This is a genomic window from Streptomyces sp. NPDC053665 (genome assembly GCF_055585285.1).
Genome location: NZ_JBVJKK010000004.1, coordinates 223045 through 245640, shown reverse-complemented (window position 1 = coordinate 245640; position 22596 = coordinate 223045). Strand labels below are relative to the sequence as shown.

Sequence of the window (22596 nt, the reverse complement as noted above, 5' to 3'; positions counted from 1 at the left end):
GTGCGGCGGCGTCCGAACGGGGGACGCGGGCGGCCGGTCGCATCCGGCACCGCCCCGGGTGCCGAACCCTGGGTGGGTGATCCCCACGGGGCGGGGACGGTGGCGGCGGGCGCAGCGCCGGACCTCACCGCCCGCGTGCAGGCCCCGGCCCCTCACGGAAAGCCACGCCATGCCCACCTCACACTGGATCTTCGGCGACCAGCTCGGCCCGCACTTCCTGTCCCCCGCCGGTGCGCAGGGCCCCGAGCGCGGGGCGCCCGTCGTCATGATCGAGGCGCGGTCCGTCTTCCGGCGCCGGCGCTTCCACCGCGCCAAGGCCCACCTGGTGCTCTCGGCGATACGCCACCGCGCGGCGGAGCTGGGTGAGCGGGTGACGTACGTGAGGGCGGAGACCTACCGCGAGGGCCTGCGCCGCGCGGTGGGGGACGCGCCGGTCACGGTGTGCCACCCCACCTCCTACGCGGCGCTGCGGCTGGTGCGGTCCCTGCCGGCGGTGCGGGTGCTGCCCGCACGCGGATTCCTGGTCGCGCACGAGGAGTTCGCGCGGTGGGCCGAGGGGCTCGGCGGACGGCGGCTGCTGCAGGAGACCTTCTACCACTGGGTGCGTGAACGGCACGACCTGCTGATGGACGGCGGCCACCCGGCGGGGGGACGGTTCAACCACGACCACGCCAACCGCGAGCCCCCGCCGCGCGGCGCCACCACGCTGGACGTGGCGGCGCCGTACCGGCCGCGGGAGGACGACATCGACGCCGAGGTGCGTGAGGACCTCGACCGGTGGGAGCGCGAGGACGGTGTGCGGTTCGTCGGCCGGGACGGCCCCCGTCGCTTCCCCGCCACCCGGCGCGAGGCGCTGTCGGCGCTGCGGCGCTTCGTGGCGCACCGGCTGGCCGCCTTCGGGCCGTACGAGGACGCGATGCTGGCCGGCGACCCGGTGATGGCCCACAGTCTGCTGTCGTCCTCGATGAACCTGGGGCTGCTGCACCCGGCCGAGTGCGTCGAGCACGCCGAGCGCGCCTGGCGGGAGGGTGCCGTCGCCGTGAACAGCGCCGAGGGGTTCGTCCGCCAGGTCGCGGGGTGGCGGGAGTACGTCTGGCAGCTGTACTGGCATTTCGGGGAGGACTACCGGCACGGGAACGCCCTGGGGCACACCGGGCCGCTGCCGGCCTACTTCGCCGAGCTCGACGCCGACGCGGTCACCGCCCGGTGTCTGTCCGGGGTGCTCGCGCAGGTCCGCGACACGGGCTGGACGCACCACATCCCGCGTCTGATGGTGCTGGGCAGCCACGCGCTCCAGCGCGGCTGGGACCCGGCGGCCGTCACCGACTGGTTCCACCGCTGCTTCGTCGACGGCTACGACTGGGTGATGCTGCCCAACGTGGTCGGCATGTCCCAGTACGCCGACGGGGGCCGGATGACGACCAAGCCGTACACCTCCGGGGGCGCCTACATCCACCGCATGAGCGACCTGTGCGGCGGCTGCGCCTTCCGGCCCACCGACCGCACCGGCCCGCGGGCCTGCCCGTACACCGCCGGGTACTGGGCGTTCCTGCACCGGCACCGCGACCGGTTGTCCGGGAACGCGCGGATGCGGCGCGCGGTGCAGGGGCTGGACCGGCTGGGCGATCTGGAGGAGGTGCTGCGCCAGGAGGCGGACCGGGGCGGCGAGGCACCGTGACGGCGGGCGGTGGCCCGGCCGCCGGACCCCTGCACGGGAACCCGGCGACCGGGGCTGGGCCCGGTCAGGCGGCGGGGAAGGCGTCCGGCGTCCTGATGCGTTCGCGGATCCAGACGCCGGCCGGCTTCAGCGGCGCGGTGCCCGTCCAGGGCCCGGACCGGTCGCACGTGCCGGTCTTGAAGACGGCCCCCGAGCGGTGGTCGTCGGAGAAGTTCCAGTTCACCCAGCTGATCTTCTTGGCGGCCATGAGGTCGAGGTAGCGCTGCGACATGGCGAAGTCGTCGGCGCCCTCGCCGGCGTAGTTCTGCGTGCCGAACTCGGTGACGAAGACGGGCAGCCTGTCCGCGGCCCGGGAGAGGGTCGCCAGGTACTCGTCGCGGTGCGAGGAGGCGTAGAAGTGGAACGTGTACATGATGTTGGACGCCTTGACCGGGTTGTTCACGACCTCCGTCTCGTTGCCGCCCTCGGAGACGCCGAACGAGGACCAGGCGCGGGTGCCGACCAGGACGGGGGCGTCGTGGTCCACGGCACGGATCGTCGGGATGATCTGCTCCGCGTAGCTCTTGATCCGCGACCAGCTCACCCCGCTGGGCTCGTTGGCGATCTCGTAGAGGATGTTGTTCCTGTCCTTGTTGCGGGTGGCGATGTCGGTGAAGAACTGCCGCGCCCGGCCGAGGTTGGCGTGGGGGTCGCCCGGGGTGAGCATGTGCCAGTCGACGATCACGTACAGGCCGCGGTCGCTCGCCTGCCGGATGAGGGAGTTCGCCAGCTCGGTGAAGTGCTGGGGGTCGGTCTCGTACCCGTCCTCCTGCACATAGGTGGAGACACGCAGGACGTCGGCCTTCCAGTCGTCGGCCAGGGCGTTGAGCGAGCCGCTCGTCAGGCAGTGCGGGTACCACTGGGTGCCGTGAGTGCTCATGCCCCGCAACTGGACGGGGTTGCCACGGCTGTTGCACAACTTGGTGCCACAGACCTTGAGTTGACCGTTGGCGGAGACCGGGGTGACGGCCGCGGTACGGGGAGCGACGGCCGCGCGCGCGTTGCCGGTCGGCACGAGAGCGAGCAGGAGCAGCAGGACACTGCCGAGTGCGGCGGCTGCGACTCCTCGGCGGAGCGACGGGTGTGGGGCCCTCATATGAACTCCGTTCAGGCGCATGACTAGTAGGAAACTTTCCTAACAACAGAGAAGCAGAGGCCCTCCCAGGCATCAAGAGGCCGTGGGCGTCCACACAACGAGCCGCGTTCACAGGGGTGTTCGGGTACGTGGAAAGAGGGGAGCAGCGGCGGCCGCGCTCCCGGGAACCCTCACCCGAAAGGGTCAAAGCGGGGGCGGTGGGAGGGTTCGGTGCATGACACGCCGAGGGCAGGGTGAGACATTCGGCATGACCGAACCCTTACCGGCTCGCCCGGCCACCGCACCGGTCGTCTTCACGGCCGATTTCACGTCCACCGCTCAATGGGTCGCCGGGCGTTCGTGGGCGTATCCGGACGGAGGCCCGATCAATCCGCGTGACGACAAGCTGGATCACCTGGTGTCCGATGCCGCGTACAGCCGGTCGGGGGTGCTGCGCGCCCGGCGGCGGCGCGACGGACGGTGGAACACCGGGCTGCTGACCACCGAGGGGAGCCAGGAGGAGTTCACCGTCCGGGCCGGGGACGTGCTGGAGGCCCGCGTCAGGCTGCCCGAGGAGATCGGCGCCTGGCCGGCCATCTGGACCTGGCGCGACGGCGACCAGGAGATCGACGTCTTCGAGTACCACCCGGACAACCCGGATCTGCTCGAGTTCACCAACCACGTGCGCGGCACGAACCGTTACCACCGCGACGAGGCGGTCCGTCCGGGCGCGTGGGTGGACCTGTGCACCGAGTTCGGCGCCCGCTCGGTGCGTTGGTGGCTCAACGGCAGGCAGGTCTTCGCCGACGGCCGGGGGGTGGGGCGGAGCTGGCACGCCTACCTCATCGTCAACCTGTCGGTCTGCGCGGGCCGTTACCACCCTCCCCCGCAGCCGGGGACGACCGAGATGTCGTACGAGGTGAGCCGGCTGACCGTGCGGCGGCCCGGCACCGTCGCCGCCGCTCCGGCCGACGCGGAACCCGCCTAGCCGGCGGTGGACACGCCTGAGCGCCCCGGCCGGCCGGGAGGGGCCGACCGGAGCGCTCCGAGGGAAGTGCCGCCGGGAGCGGCCGCCCCCGTGGACGCGCCGCCCCGGCGTCGGATCAGCGCCCGGCGAGCAGTTCGAGCGTGTCGATCACGCGGTTCGAGAAGCCCCACTCGTTGTCGTACCAGGCGACGACCTTGACGTGGCGGCCGTCGACGCGCGTGAGGGCGGAGTCGAAGATCGAGGACGCCGGGTTGCCCACGATGTCGGTCGACACCAGCGGGTCCTCCGAGTACTCGAGGACGCCGGCGAGCGGCCCCTGCGCCGCCTTGCGGTAGGCCTCCAGCACGTCCTCGCGCGACACGTCGCGGGCGACGGTCGTGTTCAGCTCGACGATCGAGCCGACCGGCACCGGCACGCGGATCGAGTCACCCGACAGCTTTCCGTCGAGGCCGGGCAGCACCAGGCCGATGGCCTTGGCGGCGCCGGTCGTGGTGGGCACGATGTTGACGCCGGCGGCCCGGGCGCGACGGGCGTCGCGGTGCGGTCCGTCCTGGAGGTTCTGCTCCTGCGTGTAGGCGTGCACCGTCGTCATGAACCCGTGCTCGATGCCGGCGAGGTCGTCGAGCACCTGGGCCAGCGGCGCGAGCGCGTTGGTCGTGCAGGAGGCGTTGGAGACGACCGTGTGCAGCTCGGGGTCGTAGGCGTCGGTGTTGACCCCGAACGCCAGGGTGACGTCGGCGCCGTCGGAGGGCGCGCTGACCAGCACCTTCTTGGCGCCCGCGTCGAGGTGGGCGCGGGCGGCCTTGGCCGCGGTGAAGCGTCCGGTGGCCTCCAGGACGATGTCCACGCCGAGCTCGGCCCAGGGCAGCTGCGCCGGCTCGCGCTCGGCCAGCACCTTGATCCGGCGCCCGTCGACGACGAGGAAGTCCCCGTCGGCGGTCACCGGCCGCCCGAGCCGGCCGGCCGTGCTGTCGTAGGCGAGCAGCCGGGCGAGGGCGGCGGGCTCCGTGAGGTCGTTGACGGCGACGACCTCCAGGGCGCTGTCGCGCTCCAGCAGTGCGCGCAGCACGTTGCGTCCGATGCGGCCGAAACCGTTGATGGCGATGCGAGTCATGAGTGGTGTCCCTTCCCTTCGCCCACCAGGCTCGCTCGCCGGCGGCCGCTCGGACAGTGGCGGTATCGCCACGGTTCAAAAGGATCCCGCCACGGGGGGTGTCCTGGCCTGCAGCGACGGAGCGAAGAGCGGGGTGGGGACGGGGCTACTCGCCCCGGGTGAAGGTGCGCCGGTACTCGCTCGGGGTGGTGCCGAGGATGCGCTGGAAGTGCAGACGCAGGTTCGCACCGGTGCCCAGGCCGATGTCGGCGGCGATCTGCTCCACGCTGCGCTCCGAACGCTCCAGCAGTTCGCGGGCCAGGTCGATGCGGGCGCGCATCACCCACTGCATCGGCGTGTAGCCGGTCTCCTCGACGAAGCGCCGGGAGAACGTCCGCGCCGACACGCCCGCCTGGCGCGCCAGGATGTCGAGGGTGAGGGGCTCCCCCAGCCGGTGCAGCGCCCACTCGCGGGTGTCGGCGAACCGCTCGCCGAGCGGTTCGGGCACGCTGCGGGGCACGTACTGGGCCTGACCTCCGCTGCGGTAGGGCGCGGCGACCAGTCGCCGGGCGGCGTGGTTGGAGGCGGCCACGCCCAGGTCACCGCGCAGGATGTGCAGACAGAGGTCGATGCCGGAGGCGGCGCCGGCCGAGGTGAGCACGCGGCCCTCGTCGACGAACAGCACGTTCTCGTCCACGCGGACGTCCGGATGCTTGGCCACGAGGGCTCGGGTGTAGTGCCAGTGCGTCGTGGCGCGCCTGCCGTCGAGCAGACCCGTGGCGGCGAGGGCGAAGGCACCGGTGGAGATCGCCGCGAGCCGCGCCCCGCGCTCGTGGGCGGCCACCAGCGCGTCGACGACGGCCTGCGGCGGGTCGTCACGGTCGGGGTGGCGGTATCCGGGGACGAAGACGATGTCGGCCCACTCCAGCGCGTCCAGTCCGTGCGCGACGTGGTAGGCGAGTCCGTCGCCGCCGGTCACGAGCCCGGGCGTCGCCCCGCACACCCGCACCTCGTACGGCATGCTCGCGCGGGTCGTGAAGACCTGGGCGGGGATGCCGACGTCGAGCGGCTTCGCACCTTCGAGCACGAGAACGGCGACACGGTGCAGACGGGAGGCAGACGACACAGGTCGAAGGCTACGCGGGGTGTGCGGGCGAGCGGCGCAGCGGCCGGGGTGCCGGCTGGGCCGGGGCGGTGTCCCGCCCGCCTGGACGGACGCAGGCGGGCGGGACACCGGCCGGGCAGGTCACCGGCCGGGCAAGTCACCGGCCGGGCAGGTCAGGTCACCGAGCCACCGGGCCGCCGGGCCGCCGGGCCGCCGGGCCGCCGGGCCGCCGGGCCGCCGGGCCGCCGGGCGGTGCTCCTTCAGGTGGCGGTCGAAGAACCGGGTCCCGTCCTCCAGCTCGAACCAGGGTGTGCCGGTGTGGCCGCCCAGGTTGGCGTGCAGCGTCTTCTCCTTGGTGCCGAACGCGTCGAACAGGTCCAGGGCCCGCTGCCGGGGATTGCCTTCGTCGTCCCACTGCAAAAGCAGCAGCAGCGGGACCGTGACCTGCCGGGCCTCCGCGCGCTGGCCGCGGGGCACGAACCCGCCCGCGAAGAGGCCGGCGGCGGCGATGCGCGGCTCCGTCACCATGAGCCGGATGCCGAGGGCGGTCCAGCCCGAGTATCCGACCGGGCCGTCGATCCCGGGCAGCGCGAGGAGTGCGTCCAGAACGGTCCGCCACTCCGGGGCGGCCTTCTCGACCAGCGGGCCGATGAACGACTCGAAGATCTCGTCGACCGGCTCGCCGGCCCGCATCGCCCTGCGGAGTTCGGCGCGGGCCTGTTCCTCGGCGGCGGAGCGGGGGCGGTCGCCGCAGCCGGCGGCGTCGACGGAGGCCACCGCGTAGCCGCGCGCCGCGGTGTGACGGGCTCGGGCGACCAGCCGGGGCTCCGCCTTGGGCAGGCCGTTGTTGTGGGCCATCAGAATCAGCGGCACGGACGCCGGTCCGGGCGGCGTCCACAGGGTGCCGGGGATGTCGCCCAGGGCGAAGTCGCGCGCGAGGACGCCGTCGTCGAGACGGGTTTCCGAGGTGAACTGCATGGTCGTGTCCTTCGGGAGTGCTGAGGAACGGCGCTCCCGGGCGACCTACAGCCCGACCGTGACCCCGCAGGAGAGCACCCATGTCGATACGTTCACGGGTACCACCTCCTCGGTCTGTCGCACGGCCTCCGGAAACGTAGCAGTGGCCGCCGCGGCCCGCCAACAAGTTTCCCGGAGCGGGGTGTCCACGCCGTACCCCCGACGGCACCGGCCTCGTATGCCGCCGATCCGCGCGCTACGGGGACCGGATGCCGCGCAGCCGGTCGAGGCGGGTGATGACCGGGCCCGCCGTGACACCGTGCAGCACCACGGAGACCAGCACGGTGAACACCACCACGGACCACAGCTCTCGCTCGGGGACACCGAAGCCGTGCTGCCCCAGGCCGTAGGCGAGGTAGTAGAGCGAGCCGATCCCCCGCACCCCGTACGCCGCGACGACCCACCGCTCCCGCTTCCCCAGGGGTGCCCGCAGCAGGCCGAGCCACCCGGTCAGCGGCCGGACGAGCAGCAGCACCGCGAGCGCGGCGGCCGCGCCCTGCCACGTCAGGGCGGACAGTCCGCCCGAGGCGATGAAGGCGCCCAGCAGGAACAACACCACGGCGGTGAGCAGGCGTTCCACCTGCTCGATGAAGTCGTGCAGGACGTTGTGGTAGCCGTGGGCGCGCTCGGCGGCGCGGATGGCGCACGCGGTGACGAATACCGCCAGGAAGCCGTAGCCACCGGCGAGTTCGGTCAGCCCGAAGGACAGGAAGGTGGCACCGAGGGCGACGAACCCCTCGCGGTGCTGGGACAGCCGCAGCGACCTGGACCGGGCCCGGAAGAACAGCCAGCCGAGCAGCCGGCCCACCAGGAGTCCCCCCAGCACACCGACGGCACACTTGTAGGCCACGTCCTGCGCCGCCCACGAACCGATCCACTCGGTCGACCAGCCGGTGCCCGCGACGGCGGCCAGCCCCACGGCGGCGTACGTCAGCGGGAAGGCGAGCCCGTCGTTCAGGCCGGCCTCGCTGGTGAGGGCGAACCGTGCCTCGTCCTCGTCGTGTTCGTCGTCCGTGGGCTCCCCCACCCGCACCTCCGAGGCGAGCACCGGATCCGTCGGGGAGAGCACCGCGCCGAGCAGGAGGGCCGCGGCCGGCGGCCAGTCCAGCAGCCACCACGCCAGGCCCGCGGTGATGAGGAACGCCAGCGGCATGGTGATGCCCAGCAGACGCCAGGTCACCAGCCAGCGACGCCGGCCCACCGGCCGGTTGAGCGCCAGCCCCGCGCCCATCAGCGAGATGATGACGACGACCTCGGTGATGTGCTCGGTCACCAGCCGGTCCGCCACCGGGTCGACCGCGGGCAGCGGCAGGGGCAGCAGATAGACGCCGATGCCGCACAGCAGGAAGATCAGGGGCAGTGACAGCGGCCGCCCGGCCAGGACCCGCGGCAGTACCGACGCGAGCAACGCGCCCACTCCCAGCGAAGCGAAGACCGCGTCGGGATTCGTCACCTGTCGTAACCGCCCTTTCCTCACATGCCACCCGGCGCGGTGGTCACCCACCGGTACCCCGCGTCACGCAGGTCATGAACGCCGATGTGCGGCCGGCAACCGGGACATGTGCGCGGGTCCGGGCGGGCCGGCCTCGCAGCGGTGGTGACGGCGTTCCGTTTTGTCCTCTGGCGGACGCGCGTAGACCCCGGGCATCATCGGTCCGCACCGCCTGCACCGCCGCCCCACAGGAAGCACGCCCCCCCCCCCGCAGGAAGGTCTCCCCATGAAGGCATTCCAGGTTCCGAAGCTCCGTTCCCTGCTGACCGCTCTGGCGCTCGTCGTCGCACCCGGCGCGGCCGTCGTCGGCACCGCCGGCGAGGCGTTCGCCGTCACCAAGATCAGTCACGCCACCGCGACCTCCATGTTCCGGGAGGTCGGCATCACCTGGTCGTCGTCCGGCAACTGCTCCAACCGCAACAACGCCACCTGTACGTCCTTCGAGCAGCTCAACCTCGCCACCGCGCAGGGCGCGCAGACCCTCAAGCGGGCCAGCGGCTGCGCCCTGAACATCACGGGCGGCACGGAGACCGGGCACGCCTCCGGCACCTACTCGCACTGGAACGGCTACAAGCTCGATTTCAGCAAGTACACCTGCCTCGGCACCTACATCAAGAACACGTTCACCTACATCGGTGTGCGCGGTGACGGTGCCCCGCAGTGGCGCTCCGGCTCCGGCAACATCTACGCCGACGAGGGCAACCACTGGGACGTCCTGTACTACAACTGCGGCGGCTGCTGAGCCTGCTCGCCGCGAAGCCCGACACCGTTCCCGGCGGCCGGCACGGTCCGGCCGCCGGGGCGGTGCGGACGGGGGCCGCTTCGCCGGCTGCCACTTAGGCGGAGAGCTCCAGCAACCGGAGCATCAACTGCTGCTCCTTGTCCGCCGCCTCATGCACGATCTTCGAGGCGCTGTTGAGGGATTCCCGGGACGATGACGCCCCCGCTTCGTTCACGAGGGCGGCCACCTCGGTCCATTTCTGCGACACGTCACGGTAGGCGTCCGCGGTCTCCTGATATGCGTCGACCTCGGTGATCTCGGCGGTTTCCGCGAGGAATTCCGCCCACATCGTGCGGAACAAGCCTCCACCGGTCCCGGCGTCCTCCATGATCGTGGCAATTTCCGCGAGACCTTCGGCGGGCGATTCGAGGTCGTCCAGCCACTGCGGCATCAGGTCGGCGACTTTGTGCATTCCCTTGTATCCGAAATTGGAGATCGGCGGGTCGAGGAAGGCCTCCGCCGCCGTCCTGATGCCTTTGCGGGCCGCTTTTCCGAGATCGGGGAGGCCGCCTTTCGGAAGGTCGAGGGTGAAGGCGCGATTGCGGGAACTCATCGGGCCGCGCGGGTTGCGCGCCGTCGCGAGGGATGCGCCGGACGCCCACTGCAGACCGAGCGGCCGGGTCTCGACCAGGGCGAACCGGTCGTCGTCGTCATGCCCGACACAGGCCACGTAGTGGGCCGCGAAGCGGAAGTCGTCGGTGGAGTAGTCGAGGCAGTAGCGGTCGAGCTTGAGACCCACCAGGGAACCGGACTCGAGCTCGGCCAGCAGATGGTCCCTCGCCCGCTTCGCCGACGACGTCTCGTGCACGGACAGCCGCAGTCCCAGGGCCTGCGCGAGGTTGTCCGTCAGAGTGTCGGGTTTGATGCGGCCCCCGACGAACGGCGTCGGCATCTGCTTCGTCCGCCAGTAGATGAACGACAGGCCGCCTGCGACTCCGAAGACGAACGGCTCCGACACATCCACTTCTCGCTGCCGCAGCAAATTCACGAGTGTGGTCGACTCGCAATGTCGACCGACGTACGGTTCTGCTTCCAAGAGCGCCACCTGGCCACGTCTCCCTTCCGTCGCGTAGAGCGTAGCGCAACCCCGGAAAGTACGATTGCGGACGCCAGAATCAGGAAGGTGTTCGCCGCGTCAGATGCGGGACACCAGGTAGGTGCCGAGGAACAGGTGATCCATTTCTGTTTTGAGGAAGCAGGACAGGGCGTCCGCGGGCGAGCAGACGATGGGTTCGCCGGCGACGTTGAACGAGGTGTTGATCAGGCAGGGAATGCCCGTCAGTTCGTTGAACTCGCTCAGCAGCCGGGCGAGCAGCGGGTTGCTCTCCTCGGTGACCGTCTGGATCCGTGAGGTGCCGTCGACGTGGCAGGCGCCCTGGATCCTCTCCTGGTACTCGGGCCGCACCGGGACCACGAACGTCATGTAGGGCGACGACGTCTTCTTCCCGAGTTCGAAGACCTCCGGCGCCAGGTGCTCCAGCACGACGGGGGCGAAGGGCCGGAACTGCTCACGGTGCTTGATGCGTTCGTTGATGATGTCCTTGATGTCGGGGAACCTCGGGTTGGCCAGGATGCTGCGGTTGCCCAGGGCGCGCGGGCCGTACTCCATACGTCCCTGGAACCATCCGATCACGCACCGCTCCTGCATCAGGGTCGCCGCCTCACGCGGCAGATCGGTGGGGTCCAGCTCCCGCCAGACGACCCGGTCGGCGAACTGCCGGAGCGCCGCCAGGATCTCCTCACCGCCGTAGTCGGGGCCCAGGTAGGGCGAGGTGCTGATCCTGGGGGGTGTGCCCGCCTGCCCGGAGGCGAACAGAGCCGCCCCGATGGCCACACCGACGTCGCTCGCGCCGAAGCTGACGTCCATCTCGGTGAAACGTGAACGCTCCAGCAGTTTGCTGTTGTTGACGCAGTTCAGGGCCAGCCCGCCCTCGAAGACCATGCGGGGCAGGTCACTGCGGGCTTCGAGTGTGCGCACCTGCCCGGCGGTCACCGTCTCGAGCATGTGCTGCGCGGCGCCGGCCACGCGGACCCGGTAGTCGAACTGCTCCCGGCTGTTCTCGTCCCCGCCGAAGATGCGGTCGAAGAGTGCGTAGTAGGCGGGCACGGCGTTGGCCGGGTAGGGGATCCTGTACGTGCCGTCGGGGCACATCTCGACCACGTGCTCGAGGAAGGGGTTGGGCTCGGGCGGCGCGCCGTAGCCGGCCAGGCCCATCACCTTGTACTCGTCGTTGTTCGGGACGAATCCGAGGTAGCGGGTCACCACGGAGAAGAGCATCGCCAGCGAGTGCCGGGAGTCGATGGTCATGTCGTCGAAGACCTTGACCTCTCCGTCCCGCACCTCTCCCATGATCGCGGACAGCCACTCGGCACGGCCGTCGCTGACCAGGAAGGCCGCGTCCCGGCCGCCCGCCAGGTGGTGTCCCGTCATCAGGTGCGCGAGGTGGTGCGGCACCCGGACGAGCTTGTCCGGGTCCAGCCGGTGTCCCGTGTGCTCCAGGAAGTCCGCCTCGGTCGCGTCCTGGCTGAACAGGGCCGCGTGCGTCTCGGCCAGGCGTTGCAGCCGCGCGAACTTCTGGTCCACGGACGCCGCCGGATCCTCGGTGATCTCGGCGATCATCTTGTTCAGCACGTCCTCGGAGAACTGCCAGGAGAACGCGAACACGTCGACGTCGTCGAACGACAGCCCGGCCGAGTCCAGGCACCAGCGCATCGCGTTGACCGGGAAACTCGACGTCTTCTTCTCCCGGTTGAGCCGTTCCTCCTCCACAGCGGCGACCAGCTCCCCGTCGACGAGGAGGGCGGCGGCGGAGTCGTGCCCGTACAGCAGATGGCGGTCGATGCCGGTGGCGCGAAAGAGGCGTCCGAAGATTTCCGCAGACCTGCCGAACCCGTTGTAGCCCAGAACGATCACGAGGAGCTCCTTTCGCTATGGCCAGATCGTGAGGTAGTCCGAGATCACGGCGGACCGCCGGAAGTCCGGGTCGAGGACCGCGCCGCTCAGATCGGCACCGCTGAGGTCGGCGCCGTCCAGGTTCGCGCCCACCAGGCGGCAGCCGTTCAGCTCGGCCAGGATGAGGTACGCCTCGCACAGGTCGGCGCCCTCCAGATTCGCGCCCCTGAGGTCCGCGGACATCAGGTACGACTCGGTCAGCACCGCGTCGGTGAGGTCCGCGTCGGCGAGTTCGGCACCCTGAAGGTCGGCACCGTGCAGCCCCGCCTTGCGCAGATCGGGCCGGAAAGCGCCCTGTGCCCGGCGCCGGCGCGCGTGCTCGTTCCAGTGCCGGGGTCCCTGGAGCAGTATGGTCTCGTCCTCGGTGGGCATGTCTCGACCTCGCGTCTACAGAGGGGTGAGGGCGGTCAGCGCCCGCTTCTCGACGTCCATCGCGGACCGCGCCGTGTCCGACACGGCGTCCGCGAGCGCCGTGAGATCGCCGCGGGCCGTGACGGCCCCCGCCGTCAGCAGCGCGGATCCCAGGGCCGACCACAGCCGGCCGCTGTCGAGGAACCGCTCGGCCGCCTCGGCGTAGCGCGCCTCGCCGGTGCTGTCGGCGACCCTGTGCAGGTAGCGGCCGATCATCGGGCGGAACAGGCCTCCGCCGGTGCCGAAGGATTCGATCTGACGGCCCACGTGCAGCAGTTGGCGCGCCAGGGCGTCGGTGCGGATCACCCGGCCGGTCAGGTCCACGTCCTCGACCTCGCCGCGTTTGGAATCCGGCCAGGACGGCGCGGTCGTGGCCAGTTGCCTCATCCCGGGTATGCCGAGGTTGCGGCTGCCCGGTTTGAGGACCTCACGGCACAGGGTGCGTACGGCCACCGGGCCCACGCGGTCGAGCTGCGGGGTGCGCCGGGGCGCGCCGAAGACGTAGACCTTCCAGTCCGGGTTGAGGGGCGGGGAGTTGCGGCTGGAGCGGGCGGCCTGCAGATCGGCCGTGCTCACGGTGACGGGTTCGTCGAACGCCGGGTCCGACACCTCGAACGCGTCGGCCCCGAGGGGGCGGACCACGTTGACGAAGTACCCGCCGAAGGAGGAGCGCCCCTCCAGTCCCCAGTGCGGCAGCAGCCCGAGGTCGACCCGGGTCATGACGGCCGGCGCCGACTCCAGCAGCTTGGCCAGGCCCGCCCCGGACCTGGGGGTGTGCATGACGACCTCCACACCCATCAGCCGGGACGCCCTGAGCGGCATGACCGCCTGCTTGCCGACGACGATGTCCGGAGCCTGTCCGGCCGCCGGGAAGAACGAGAACCCGAAGCCCCCGTCCAGCCCGAACACGGTCTCCTCGTCCGCCTCGTGTCCGGCGGCCGCGAGGACGGCGCACTGGCAGGCGGACTCGCAGTGGATGCCGCGCCGGTGGACGTAGCGGCCGGTCGCGTTCATGACGTCACCCCTGTCCCCGTTCCATCAAGGACCGGCGCAGCCGCGGGTCCATCTTCTCCACCGCGTACCGGAACGTGTCGCGGGGCATCTCCTCGCGCCAGGTGCGCAGGAACGCGGCCACCTCGTCGGGGTGGACCTCGGCGGTCACCTTCAGCAGCCAGCCCGAGCCCTTCTGGACGTACACGTCACGGTCGTGCATGAGCCGCGCGCAGTTGTCGAAGACGTGCGACGTCGGCAGTTCGAACACGGTGCGGCCCACCTTGCGCCGCACGAACTTCACGACGGCCACGTTCGCGGCGCGCCGGGCCCACGGGGAGGCCGACTCCACCCAGTCCCGGGTGCGCGGGATCAGCTCCAGGTGCCCGAGGAAGAACGGGTACAGCAGTTTCAGGCAGAGGTCGTCGCACTGCGCCCAGTTGGACACGTACGTCCGCAGCCAGTGCTCGCAGCGGTCGAGCAGTTCGGCGCCGAGGCCGGTCCTGGCGACCTTGTGCAGGACGGCGAAGCCCAGCAGCACCTCCTCGTGGTACTCGGCGCGCGCCAGCAGTTCCTCGGCCAGGTGCAGCCGGGTCGCGGCGGGGACGGCGGGCCGTTCGCGGAAGTACTGGCCGGCGATCTCGGCCACGGCGGCGTTGCCGACCCCGAGGGCCCGGATCTCGTGCGGGAAGTAGCGCTGCATGCGTACCGCGAAGTCCGGGTCGGCGCGGGCCGCGAGGGCCTTCGCCAGTTCGTCCGCGGCGGCGGGGACAGGGGTCACGGGGTGCCGATCGTGAGTTTCAGGGGCTGGGCCGGCAGCGGCTTCGGTGCGCGTTCCAGCCGGGGTTTGCCTTGCATGACGTACTCGTACTCCTGTTGCATGTCGGCCACGGCTTGGACGGTCTCCCTCGAACGGTCCGTCAGGTTCTGCCCGCCCAGGCCCCACCACAGGTACCAGTTCTTGTGGCTCAGGTAGGCGTTGCGGACGAAGTCCAGCGTGTCCCGGTCGGCGAGGATCGCCGGCTCGACGTAGAAGGCCGGGACGAACGTGCCCTGGCCCTCGCGCAGGATGCCCGCCTTGACGGCCTGCCGCTGGAGTTTGGTGCCGCTGAGGATGCGGATGCCGAGGTTGGCGTAGATCTGGGCCGGGTTGAGGTGACGCTCGGTGAACCGGATGGACTCCCTGAGCGCCTGCGGCGTCTCCCCCGGCCCGCCGAGGAAGATGCAGTGGGTGTGCTCGATGGGGCTGGCCGTGAACAGGCGGTCGATCTCCAGGACCCGGGCCATGTCGAAGCCCTTCATCAGGTCCGACAGGGCCTCGTCGGTGAGTGCGTCGGTGCCGAGGTCGACCCGGATGCAGCCCGCCGCGTGCAGGAGCTTCACGAACTCCGGTGTGACCGCGTTGGGCGTCAGCTGGCAGTACCAGGGCACGTCGAGCTTGGCGCGGATCATCTCCTCGCACACCTCGGCGGCGTACTCCATCGGGTAGTTGAAGGTCGCGTCGACGATCTCGAACTCCCGCACGGCCGGGTTCTCCGCCATGGCCCGCTGGATCTCGCCGACGACCTCCGCGGGTTCCTTGAACCGGTCGCCCTTGCCCTCGGTCTTGCGGATGATGCAGTACGAGCAGAACAGCTTGCAGCCCCGCTTGGTCTGCAACGTCTCGATGGCCGGCTGGTGGTCGCGGGTGAGGTCGGAGGCCGCCGAGACGCCCTCCTCGAAGTACCGCGGGTCGTACACGGACCGGTCGGGCTCCAGCGCTCCGAGGTCGAACGCCTGACTCGACTGGTTCTGGCAGAACCTGCCGTCCTCGTCGAGGTAGCAGAGCCCGGAGATCGACTCCAGCCGCCCGCCGTTCTCCAGGTGGTCCAGCAGCTGGACGATGCCGGCCTCGCCCTCACCGGCGATGCCGTAGTCGGGCTGGGCGTACTCGAAGAACGACAGCGGTTCGACCGAGAAGCCCGATCCGCCGAGGACGACGGTGGCGCTGGTGTACTTGCGGACGCACTGGACGATCTTCTCGGTCATCGGGCCGAAGAAGACCGGGTCGATGAACGTCAGGTTGTCCAGGTTGCGCACGGCGATGCCGACCACGTCGTACGTCCCGGTGGTCAGCTTCTCGCGGACCGCCTTCAGCTCGCGCGACTCCCAGAGCAGGTCGAGGACGTCGACGTGGTGCCCGGCGTGTTTGAGGGCGGCGCTGATGTAGGCCATGCCGATGGGCAGCGCCGGCCTCGGTACCCGGATCTTGTTGGTGGAGATGAGCAGTACGCGCATGGGCCTTCACTCTCGTCAGGACTGCCAGTACGTCGCCGGCTGCAAGTCGCCGCTCAGGGTGGCCTTGGTGCGGTAGCGCCGCATGCGGTCCAGGTCGACCTCGACGACGCCGACTCCGGGCTCCTTGCCGAGGTCCACCATCCGTTCGTCGCCGTCGACGAAGTCGAACCGCTCGGCCTCCAGGAACAGCGGGTCCGCCAGGACCTGGCTGCGCCCCATGTAGCCGAATCCGGCGTACAGGTTGTTGCCGATCCCGGACGCGAACGCCACGACGCACTCGGCGTCCACGGCCCGGACCGGCAGGCGCATGTTCGCCACGTAGGCGAACATCTCCGGTACGAGCGCGGAGCACACGATGACGTCGACCCCGCGGCGGCAGTACTCCCGCGCGACCTCAGGGAAGTTGATGTCGTAGCCCTGCATCAGGCCGATGCGCCCGAACTCGACGTCGAAGACCGGGTACTCCGATCCTCCGGTGAGGTAGCGGGCCTCCAGTTCGTGGCAGTGCACCCGCCGGTAGCGGCCGAGCACGGTTCCCTCGGGGCCGCACAGGACCGAGGTGCTGTAGTACCTGCCGTCGTCACCGCGCTCCAGCAGGCCCGCCACGAGGTGCACGCCGGCCTGCTTCGCCTGCTCGCACAGGAACGCGGTCTCCGGTCCCGGGACGGGCACCGACACGTCGGCGACCTCCAGGATGTTGCCCGAGGTGGAGAACGCCTCGGGCAGGCAGATCAGGTCGGCTCCCTGCGCGGCGGCCTCACCGATGTAGTGCTCTGCGCGGCGCAGGTTCTGGGCCGGCTTGCCGAGCTTGGACTCCATCTGGACCACCGCGATCCTCGTCCCGGGCATCACATGCTCACCGGTTCGAGGGGGCGCGAGGAGATCACCAGGCCGAGGTCCTCCTCGACCACCTGCCAGTCCGACAGGCCCGCCTCCCGCAGCAGTTCGGCCGCCTCGTCCCGGGTGTAGGCGGCCTGCAGCGAGCGCATGAACTCGTCGCCGCCCTCCTTCACGAACTGCAGGATGAAGGTGATGTGCCCCTCCTCGGCGTGCCGGTTCATGTCCTCGATGATCACGACACCGTCGGGCTTGCAGATGCGGGCGCACTCCTTCAGCGTCTCCACGGGCCGGCGCCAGCGGTGCAGCGAGGAGAACGAGAAGACGACGTCGGCGGAGTCGTCCGGGAAGGGCAGCCGGTTCAGCTTGGCCATCTCGAACTCCACGTCACCGGCGCTGTTGGCCCACACGGCCAGCGTCAGGTTGTCCTCGGCGACGTCGACCAGGTTCTGGTTCTCCTCCACGCCCGACACGGCCAGGTCGGGCAGCTTGCCCGCGACGTGCAGCGACAGCAGACCGGTGTTGAAGCCGACCTCGACCAGGTCGGTCATGCCCTCGCGGACGTTGGCCAGGATGCGGTCGCTCGGCCGCTTGTAGGCCATCAGCGCGGAGCGTCGCATGCCCAGGTCGTAGAAGCGCACCTGGTCGATGTCGTCGTGCGGCGAGGCCTGCGGAACGCGCTCGCCGAGGTTCAGCAGTCGGGTGTCAGCAGTGGTCACAGCCGGCCTCCTCGTCCTTGGGGCGCGTGGTGAGCTGCAGGGGGATCGGCTGGCGCGAGATGAAGTTGGAGATGTCCGCTCCCAGGTGCTGCGGGTAGCGCCGGTACTCCGGCGAGTAGAACGCCTTGGAGATGTTGTCCAGGTAGTACCAGCCCTTGGGGCCGGTCACCTCGATGCCGTTCTCGTCGGCGGTGATGAGTTCCTTCTCGATGAGGTCGTCGATCTCGGCGCGGAACATCTCCATGAAGTCCACGCCGTGGATGCGCCGGAAGCGTTCGCGGTCGACCCGTCCGGCCTTGACGCCGAGCACCATCGACCGCCGGATCGACTCCGACTTGGTGATGTGCTTGCCCATGGAGATGGGCAGCCGCCCCTCCCGCACCGTCTGGATGTAGCGGCCGATGTCGGGCTCGTTGAAGTACCAGTGGTCGCGCAGGTGGCCGGTGGCGGTGGGGCCGAGCGGGATGATGGGGATGTCCTCGCTCCAGGACGTCTCGCCGTACTTGGGCTGGTAGCCGGGCTTGGCGAAGCAGTCGCCGTAGTAGCCCAGGAACCCGTTCTTCGCCAGCTTCTCCGCGGCGAACAGGAACATCTCGTCGACCACGGCCTTCTCCGGCACCGGCGGCAGTTTCCTGCGCTTGGTGGAGACCTGGGCGAACTCCATGTAGGTGTAGAACGAGATGCAGGTGACCCCGAGGTCGATGGCGACGTCGAGGCTGTGCTCCCAGCTCTCCATCGTCTGGCCGTTGATGCCGTGCATCAGGTCGATGTTGATGTTCTCGAAGCCGCACCGGCGCAGCAGCCTGATGCTCTCCTTGAGCATCTCGGGGTCGTTGGGCCGGCCGATGTTCTTCAGTTCCTCCGGCACGAAGGTCTGCACACCGAGGCTGATGCGCCGGATCCCGCGCTCCAGCAGGACGGTGGCCTTGCGCTCGGAGATGTCGACCGGGGTGGTCTCGATGGAGAAGTCCGCGCCCTCCTCGATGTCGAAGCTGCTGTACATGTGGCCCAGCAGGTCGTCGAGTTGGGGCGCGGTCAGCGCGGTCGGGGTGCCGCCGCCGATGTAGCCGAGGGTGATGACGTGGTCCTGGATGTAGGGCCGCTCGGCGTAGTTGGTGATCTCCGCCTTCAGAGCGTCGAGATAGGTGCGGGTCAGGTCGCGGTCCGTCTGGTGCTTGATGTAGGGGCAGCTGAAGCACAGGCGGTTGCAGAACGGGATGTGGACGTAGACGCCCATGGGCTTGCGGGTGAACACCTCGTCCTCGTTCACCGGCACGTGCTTGGTCGGGTACTGCCGCACCCACTCGCTGTCGCGCTCCGGGTACTCCTTCCAGAACGGCATGCTCGTGGTCGTGGTGGTGATGCTCATGCGATGTCCTCCGGTTCGACTCGGTCGACGATGGAACGGACGACGTCCGCCAGAGTGGGCTGGAAGTAGGACGCGGAGCGCAGTGCGAGGCCGGCTGCGTGGGCCCGGGCGACCACCTCGGCCAGGGTGCCCTGGTGGTCGCCGTCGGCCAGGTCGAGCCGCACGCCCTGATCCGCGGGGCCGGCGCTGCGGATCGGGCCGTCCCCGGCCTGCGCCTGCTGCCCGGCCCAGTCGCGCAGCCGGGCGAGATGGGTGTCGGTGAAGGCCTCCAGGATCAGGCTGGAGCGCTCGCCCCACCGGGTCACGGCGTCGAGCGAGGCGTCCTGGACCTGCCGTCCCTGGTGGAGCACGACGACGGAGTCGGCCAGTGCGACCAGTTCGTCGCGGTGGTGGCTGGCGAAGAGCACGCCGACGCCGTCCTTTTTCAGGCCGCCCAGCAGCTCCAGCAGCGTCTCGCGCGCCGCGGGGTCCAGGCCCGTGGTCGGCTCGTCCAGGATGAGCAGGTCGGGCCGGTGCGCCACGGCGCAGATGACGTGCAGCTTGCGCTGGCTGCCGCCGGACAGACTGCGCACGTACTGGTGCCGGTACTGCTCCAGGCCGGCCAGGGCGATCAGCTCCTCGTAGCGGCCGGGGTCCGCCCGCCGGAGCTTGAGCTGGTGCTTGACGTAGGTCTCCACGCTGACGCCGTCCGGGAGGTCCTTGGCCTGCTGGACGTAGCCGATGTGACGGCCGATCTGGCCCCAGCGGCGGGGCGGGGTGCCGCAGACGCGCACCTCGCCGCCGGAGGGGCGCAGCAGGCCGGCGACGAGCCGGATCAGCGTGGTCTTGCCGGCGCCGTTGGTGCCGATGACGGCCACGCCTTCGCCCGCGTGCACGGAGAAGGTGAGGGAGCGCAAGGCGAAGCCGGGGCTCACCCGGTGGTCGAGGCGGGTGACCGACAGGACCGGTGCTGCGGCGCTCGTGGTGTCAGCCATGGCCGATCCTCCTGCGGAAGGCCCAGGCGGCGACGGACAGGGCCAGGACCGAGTAGGCCACCGCCAGCACCGACGCCCCGGTGGCCGAGACGTCCGGCGAGGTGGCGGCGCGGAACATGTCGACGTGCACCGCGAGGGGCAGCTTGTCGAAGACCTCGCCCAGGGTGCCGAGGTTGCCGAGGGGGAAGAAGATCCCGGCGAAGTACATGAGCGGGATCACGATGATGTTGACCACCGCCGGGAAGGAGATCTCGTTGGTGTAGGTCGCGATGAGGATGCCCAGCCCGGCGAAGGCCGTGCAGGCGGTGAAGAAGCCCAGGGTGAACATCGGGACGGACTCGATGCGGGCGTCGAACACGCCGACGCCGAGCAGGAGCACCAGCACGAACTGGAACAGGCACTTGAGGACGACGCCGATGATCCGGGCCAGCAGGAACCCCGAGTACGACAGCGGGGAGAGGATGAGGTCCTCGATGGTGCGGCGGTTGCGGTCGATGATGACCGTGTAGCCGACGGTGTAGGTGCAGCTGAACATGATGCCGGCGCCGATGATGCCGGGGAAGACGAAACCGAAGTAGGTGGCGGCCGTCGGGGCCGGGCTCACCATCTGGTCGGTCGCCGCCCCGAAGGCCAGCACCATCGAGACCGACGTCAGCAGCGTGGACACCGCGAAGAGGCGGTTGTCGAAGAACTGCCGCATGTCCATGACGACGAGGCCCAGGACGTCGCCGAGCCAGCCGGACTCCGGCTGCATACGCGTGGCCCTCATCAGGCGCGCCCCCCGTGGATCGTGGTCCAGGTCGAGCGCAGGTCGTCGTGGAAGGGCAGTCCGGCGCGGACCTTGCGCCGCTGCCGCCAGTGCACGTCCGCGTGGATCACCGTCTCCCCGCTGCCCGGGGCGGCCTCGGCGAGGATGTCCGCGTCCCGGTCCTCGCGGGCGTCCTGCACCAGACCGTCCACGATCATGCTGCGGCCGACGTAGGTCATGTTCGCGAAGCGGTTCTCCCCCACCCCGCTGGCGAGCACCAGCGCGCACTCGTTGTCGGCGGCCCGGGCCCGGCACAGGGAGCGCAGCGGATGGGAGAACGGCCCGAAGAGGTTCGCCACGCAGACGACGAGGTCGGCGTCCTGGGCGAGGTACTGCCGGCTCGCCTCGGGGAACCGCAGGTCGTAGCTGACCTGGAGGCCGATCCGCCCGACGGGGGTGTCGATCACCTCGCCGGGTGAGCCGGTGGAGATGTACGCGGACTCGCCCGCCCACACGCAGGCGCGGTGGTACCAGCCGAGCGTGTTCCCGTCGGGGCCGACCAGGACGGCGGCGTCGTAGACGTCCCGCCCCGCGCCGAGCAGGACGCCCGCGGCGATGTGGAGGCCGAGGGTGCGGGCCTGCTCGGCGAGGAACTCGACGACCGGACCGTCCTCGCCGGTCGCGTCGGTGCGCAGGGTGGGGAAGTTCAGGCCGGTGGCGAAGGTGGCCGGCAGGCATGCCAGGTCGGCCTCCCGCTCGCGGGCGGTGGACAGCAGCTTCGCGGCCCGCGCCAGGTTGTCGTCCCGCTGCCCGGGCTCGATCCGCATCTGGAGGGCGGCGAGCCGGGTCCGGGCGCCACGGAAGAGGCTCATCGCGGCGCCACCTCGGCGGCCGCGTCCCGGCAGGCCCGTTCCAGCTCGGGGAGGAACTCGTCCACCGTCTTCGGTGTCACGTGGCGGGTGACGACCAGCCGCAGCGTCTCGCCGAACCGCTTCGACGTGGAGACGATCCAGCCCCGCGTCTCCAGCAGCTGCGAGATCCGCACGGCGTGCGGCATGGTGACGACGACGATGTTCAGCTGCGGTTCGGCGAACAGCTCGTGTCCGGCCGCCCGCAGTCCGTCCACCAGGTGGCGCGTCACCTCGTAGTTGGTGCGGGTGAGGTCGAGGAAGCCGTCGCGCCCGAGGTGTTCCAGCACGGCGTAGGTCGAGACGGCTGCCGAGCCGGGGCGGGTGCCCAGCAGGGTGTGGTGGACCGGTGTGTCGATGAAGAAGGAGTCGACGGCGAAGCGTCCGGCGTCCTGTGCGCCGCGGAACAGGATCGCCCCGGCCGGGACGTTGGCCAGTCCGTACTTGTGCGGGTCGATGGTGATCGAGTCGACGCCCTCGACGGTGAAGTCGAACTGCGGCAGGTCGTGCCCGAGTTCACGGGCGAAGGGGATGATGAACCCGCCGGTGGCCGCGTCGACGTGCAGGTGCACGCCCCGCCCGGCCACGACCGGCCCGATCTCGTCGACCGCGTCGACCACCCCGAACTCGCTGCTGCCCGCGGTCGCGACGACCGCGACCGTGTGCTCGCCGATGCTGCGGGCCACCTCGGCGGCCGGCAGCCGCAGCGACTCGTCGACCGGCACGACGACCGGTGTGAGCCCCAGGAGGGAGAAGACCTTGGTGAAGGAGAAGTGCACGGTGCTGCTGACGACGACCTCGGGCCGGTCGGTCAGCCGCCCCCGGGCGCGGGCCGACTCGCGGGCCACGAGCATGGCGATCAGGTTCGCCTCGGTGCCTCCGGACACCAGGCTGCCGGATCCGCCCGGGTTGCCGACCAGGTCGAGCAGCAGCGCGACGACCTTGCGCTCGATGCGCTTGGTGCCGCGGAAGATGCGCACGTCACCGAGGTTGGTGTGCGCGGCGGCGGAGGCCATCTCCACCCCCAGGGGATGGGGTTCGGTGCAGATGGAGTTGAGCACCCTCTCCCACGGCACGTCGTCCGCCATCTCGGCGGCGATGCGCCGCCGGACGTCGGCGGCGGGGGAACCGGCTGCGCGCAT

At 70.5% G+C, this 22596-nt stretch carries 20 protein-coding genes and 1 pseudogene; 3 read left to right on the top strand and 18 right to left on the bottom strand.

From position 1 onward, the window contains the following. The first annotated feature begins 169 nt into the window (after positions 1-169). Entirely contained in the window at positions 170-1678 is a 1509-nt protein-coding gene (locus ACZ6ZN_RS18300; protein ID WP_469647368.1) for a cryptochrome/photolyase family protein, read from the top strand. 64 nt (positions 1679-1742) lie between these two features. On the opposite strand, the gene ACZ6ZN_RS18295 is transcribed toward ACZ6ZN_RS18300, so the two are convergent. After that, a complete protein-coding gene (locus ACZ6ZN_RS18295) occupies positions 1743-2813 on the bottom strand; it encodes a glycoside hydrolase family 5 protein (protein ID WP_469647365.1) in 1071 nt (356 codons plus the stop codon). A gap of 247 nt (positions 2814-3060) precedes the next feature. Here ACZ6ZN_RS18295 and ACZ6ZN_RS18290 point away from each other — a divergent pair, with 247 nt between their 5' ends. Continuing rightward, a complete protein-coding gene (locus tag ACZ6ZN_RS18290) occupies positions 3061-3780 on the top strand; it encodes a beta-glucanase (RefSeq protein WP_398108009.1) in 720 nt (239 codons plus the stop codon). 115 nt (positions 3781-3895) lie between these two features. On the opposite strand, the gene gap is transcribed toward ACZ6ZN_RS18290, so the two are convergent. From gap to ACZ6ZN_RS18270, 4 genes and pseudogenes are all read right to left on the bottom strand, one after another. Beyond that, positions 3896-4894 carry a type I glyceraldehyde-3-phosphate dehydrogenase gene (gene gap, locus ACZ6ZN_RS18285; protein ID WP_398108010.1) on the bottom strand — a complete coding sequence of 333 codons (999 nt, stop codon included), beginning with the start codon at positions 4892-4894 and terminating at the stop codon, positions 3896-3898. Positions 4895-5039: 145 nt separating this feature from the next. After that, positions 5040-5999 (bottom strand): GlxA family transcriptional regulator, encoded by a 960-nt coding sequence (locus tag ACZ6ZN_RS18280; RefSeq protein ID WP_398108011.1) that lies wholly within the window; start codon positions 5997-5999, stop codon positions 5040-5042. A 237-nt stretch (positions 6000-6236) separates the two neighbouring features. Continuing rightward, a pseudogene (locus ACZ6ZN_RS18275) lies at positions 6237-6956 on the bottom strand (dienelactone hydrolase family protein); the annotation flags it as partial. Between the two features lie 235 nt (positions 6957-7191). After that, entirely contained in the window at positions 7192-8448 is a 1257-nt protein-coding gene (locus ACZ6ZN_RS18270) for a cation:proton antiporter (RefSeq protein ID WP_469647361.1), read from the bottom strand. Between the two features lie 265 nt (positions 8449-8713). On the opposite strand from ACZ6ZN_RS18270, the gene ACZ6ZN_RS18265 reads away from it, so the two are divergent. Next, a complete protein-coding gene (locus tag ACZ6ZN_RS18265) occupies positions 8714-9229 on the top strand; it encodes a hypothetical protein (protein WP_451879818.1) in 516 nt (171 codons plus the stop codon). A gap of 94 nt (positions 9230-9323) precedes the next feature. On the opposite strand, the gene ACZ6ZN_RS18260 is transcribed toward ACZ6ZN_RS18265, so the two are convergent. From ACZ6ZN_RS18260 to mfnA, 13 genes are all read right to left on the bottom strand, one after another. Then, positions 9324-10313: a BtrH N-terminal domain-containing protein gene (locus ACZ6ZN_RS18260; RefSeq protein WP_469647358.1), complete on the bottom strand. Its 990-nt coding sequence runs from the start codon at positions 10311-10313 to the stop codon at positions 9324-9326. Between the two features lie 90 nt (positions 10314-10403). After that, a complete protein-coding gene (locus ACZ6ZN_RS18255; RefSeq protein WP_469647356.1) occupies positions 10404-12182 on the bottom strand; it encodes a carbamoyltransferase family protein in 1779 nt (592 codons plus the stop codon). Positions 12183-12197: 15 nt separating this feature from the next. Beyond that, positions 12198-12593: a pentapeptide repeat-containing protein gene (locus ACZ6ZN_RS18250; protein ID WP_469647353.1), complete on the bottom strand. Its 396-nt coding sequence runs from the start codon at positions 12591-12593 to the stop codon at positions 12198-12200. A gap of 15 nt (positions 12594-12608) precedes the next feature. Beyond that, on the bottom strand, positions 12609-13646 hold the full coding sequence (locus ACZ6ZN_RS18245) for a BtrH N-terminal domain-containing protein (RefSeq protein ID WP_469647351.1): 1038 nt from the start codon (positions 13644-13646) through the stop codon (positions 12609-12611). A gap of 4 nt (positions 13647-13650) precedes the next feature. Continuing rightward, positions 13651-14403 (bottom strand): DNA alkylation repair protein, encoded by a 753-nt coding sequence (locus ACZ6ZN_RS18240; RefSeq protein WP_469647348.1) that lies wholly within the window; start codon positions 14401-14403, stop codon positions 13651-13653. Further along, a complete protein-coding gene (locus tag ACZ6ZN_RS18235) occupies positions 14400-15899 on the bottom strand; it encodes a B12-binding domain-containing radical SAM protein (RefSeq protein ID WP_469647345.1) in 1500 nt (499 codons plus the stop codon). Before ACZ6ZN_RS18235 ends, ACZ6ZN_RS18240 begins: the two co-directional genes overlap by 4 nt. 15 nt (positions 15900-15914) lie before the next feature. Next, positions 15915-16748, bottom strand: coding sequence for a carbon-nitrogen hydrolase family protein (locus ACZ6ZN_RS18230; RefSeq protein ID WP_398108021.1), 834 nt, complete (start codon positions 16746-16748; stop codon positions 15915-15917). Beyond that, a complete protein-coding gene (locus ACZ6ZN_RS18225; protein ID WP_469647342.1) occupies positions 16748-17455 on the bottom strand; it encodes a class I SAM-dependent methyltransferase in 708 nt (235 codons plus the stop codon). The genes ACZ6ZN_RS18230 and ACZ6ZN_RS18225 overlap by 1 nt, the downstream gene beginning before the upstream one ends. Continuing rightward, positions 17442-18824 (bottom strand): coproporphyrinogen-III oxidase family protein, encoded by a 1383-nt coding sequence (locus tag ACZ6ZN_RS18220; RefSeq protein ID WP_469647341.1) that lies wholly within the window; start codon positions 18822-18824, stop codon positions 17442-17444. Before ACZ6ZN_RS18220 ends, ACZ6ZN_RS18225 begins: the two co-directional genes overlap by 14 nt. Then, complete coding sequence (locus ACZ6ZN_RS18215) at positions 18821-19798, bottom strand: ABC transporter ATP-binding protein (RefSeq protein ID WP_398108024.1); 978 nt, start codon at positions 19796-19798, stop codon at positions 18821-18823. Before ACZ6ZN_RS18215 ends, ACZ6ZN_RS18220 begins: the two co-directional genes overlap by 4 nt. Continuing rightward, positions 19791-20567 (bottom strand): ABC transporter permease, encoded by a 777-nt coding sequence (locus ACZ6ZN_RS18210; protein ID WP_469647337.1) that lies wholly within the window; start codon positions 20565-20567, stop codon positions 19791-19793. The genes ACZ6ZN_RS18215 and ACZ6ZN_RS18210 overlap by 8 nt, the downstream gene beginning before the upstream one ends. Beyond that, entirely contained in the window at positions 20567-21418 is an 852-nt protein-coding gene (locus tag ACZ6ZN_RS18205) for a carbon-nitrogen hydrolase family protein (protein ID WP_398108026.1), read from the bottom strand. Before ACZ6ZN_RS18205 ends, ACZ6ZN_RS18210 begins: the two co-directional genes overlap by 1 nt. Then, positions 21415-22596 carry a tyrosine decarboxylase MfnA gene (gene mfnA / locus ACZ6ZN_RS18200; protein WP_469647335.1) on the bottom strand — a complete coding sequence of 394 codons (1182 nt, stop codon included), beginning with the start codon at positions 22594-22596 and terminating at the stop codon, positions 21415-21417. The genes ACZ6ZN_RS18205 and mfnA overlap by 4 nt, the downstream gene beginning before the upstream one ends.

Excerpts from the sequence above, each read along its gene's own strand:
- ACZ6ZN_RS18300 (WP_469647368.1), top strand. The coding sequence starts at position 170 with ATGCCCACCTCACACTGGATCTTCGGCGACCAGCTCGGCCCGCACTTC.
- ACZ6ZN_RS18295 (WP_469647365.1), bottom strand. The coding sequence starts at position 2,813 with ATGAGGGCCCCACACCCGTCGCTCCGCCGAGGAGTCGCAGCCGCCGCA.
- ACZ6ZN_RS18290 (WP_398108009.1), top strand. The coding sequence starts at position 3,061 with ATGACCGAACCCTTACCGGCTCGCCCGGCCACCGCACCGGTCGTCTTC.
- gap (WP_398108010.1), bottom strand. The coding sequence starts at position 4,894 with ATGACTCGCATCGCCATCAACGGTTTCGGCCGCATCGGACGCAACGTG.
- ACZ6ZN_RS18265 (WP_451879818.1), top strand. The coding sequence starts at position 8,714 with ATGAAGGCATTCCAGGTTCCGAAGCTCCGTTCCCTGCTGACCGCTCTG.
- ACZ6ZN_RS18250 (WP_469647353.1), bottom strand. The coding sequence starts at position 12,593 with ATGCCCACCGAGGACGAGACCATACTGCTCCAGGGACCCCGGCACTGG.
- ACZ6ZN_RS18245 (WP_469647351.1), bottom strand. The coding sequence starts at position 13,646 with ATGAACGCGACCGGCCGCTACGTCCACCGGCGCGGCATCCACTGCGAG.
- ACZ6ZN_RS18235 (WP_469647345.1), bottom strand. The coding sequence starts at position 15,899 with ATGCGCGTACTGCTCATCTCCACCAACAAGATCCGGGTACCGAGGCCG.
- ACZ6ZN_RS18230 (WP_398108021.1), bottom strand. The coding sequence starts at position 16,748 with ATGCCCGGGACGAGGATCGCGGTGGTCCAGATGGAGTCCAAGCTCGGC.
- ACZ6ZN_RS18220 (WP_469647341.1), bottom strand. The coding sequence starts at position 18,824 with ATGAGCATCACCACCACGACCACGAGCATGCCGTTCTGGAAGGAGTAC.
- ACZ6ZN_RS18215 (WP_398108024.1), bottom strand. The coding sequence starts at position 19,798 with ATGGCTGACACCACGAGCGCCGCAGCACCGGTCCTGTCGGTCACCCGC.
- ACZ6ZN_RS18210 (WP_469647337.1), bottom strand. The coding sequence starts at position 20,567 with ATGAGGGCCACGCGTATGCAGCCGGAGTCCGGCTGGCTCGGCGACGTC.
- ACZ6ZN_RS18205 (WP_398108026.1), bottom strand. The coding sequence starts at position 21,418 with ATGAGCCTCTTCCGTGGCGCCCGGACCCGGCTCGCCGCCCTCCAGATG.
- mfnA (WP_469647335.1), bottom strand. The coding sequence starts at position 22,596 with ATGCGCGCAGCCGGTTCCCCCGCCGCCGACGTCCGGCGGCGCATCGCC.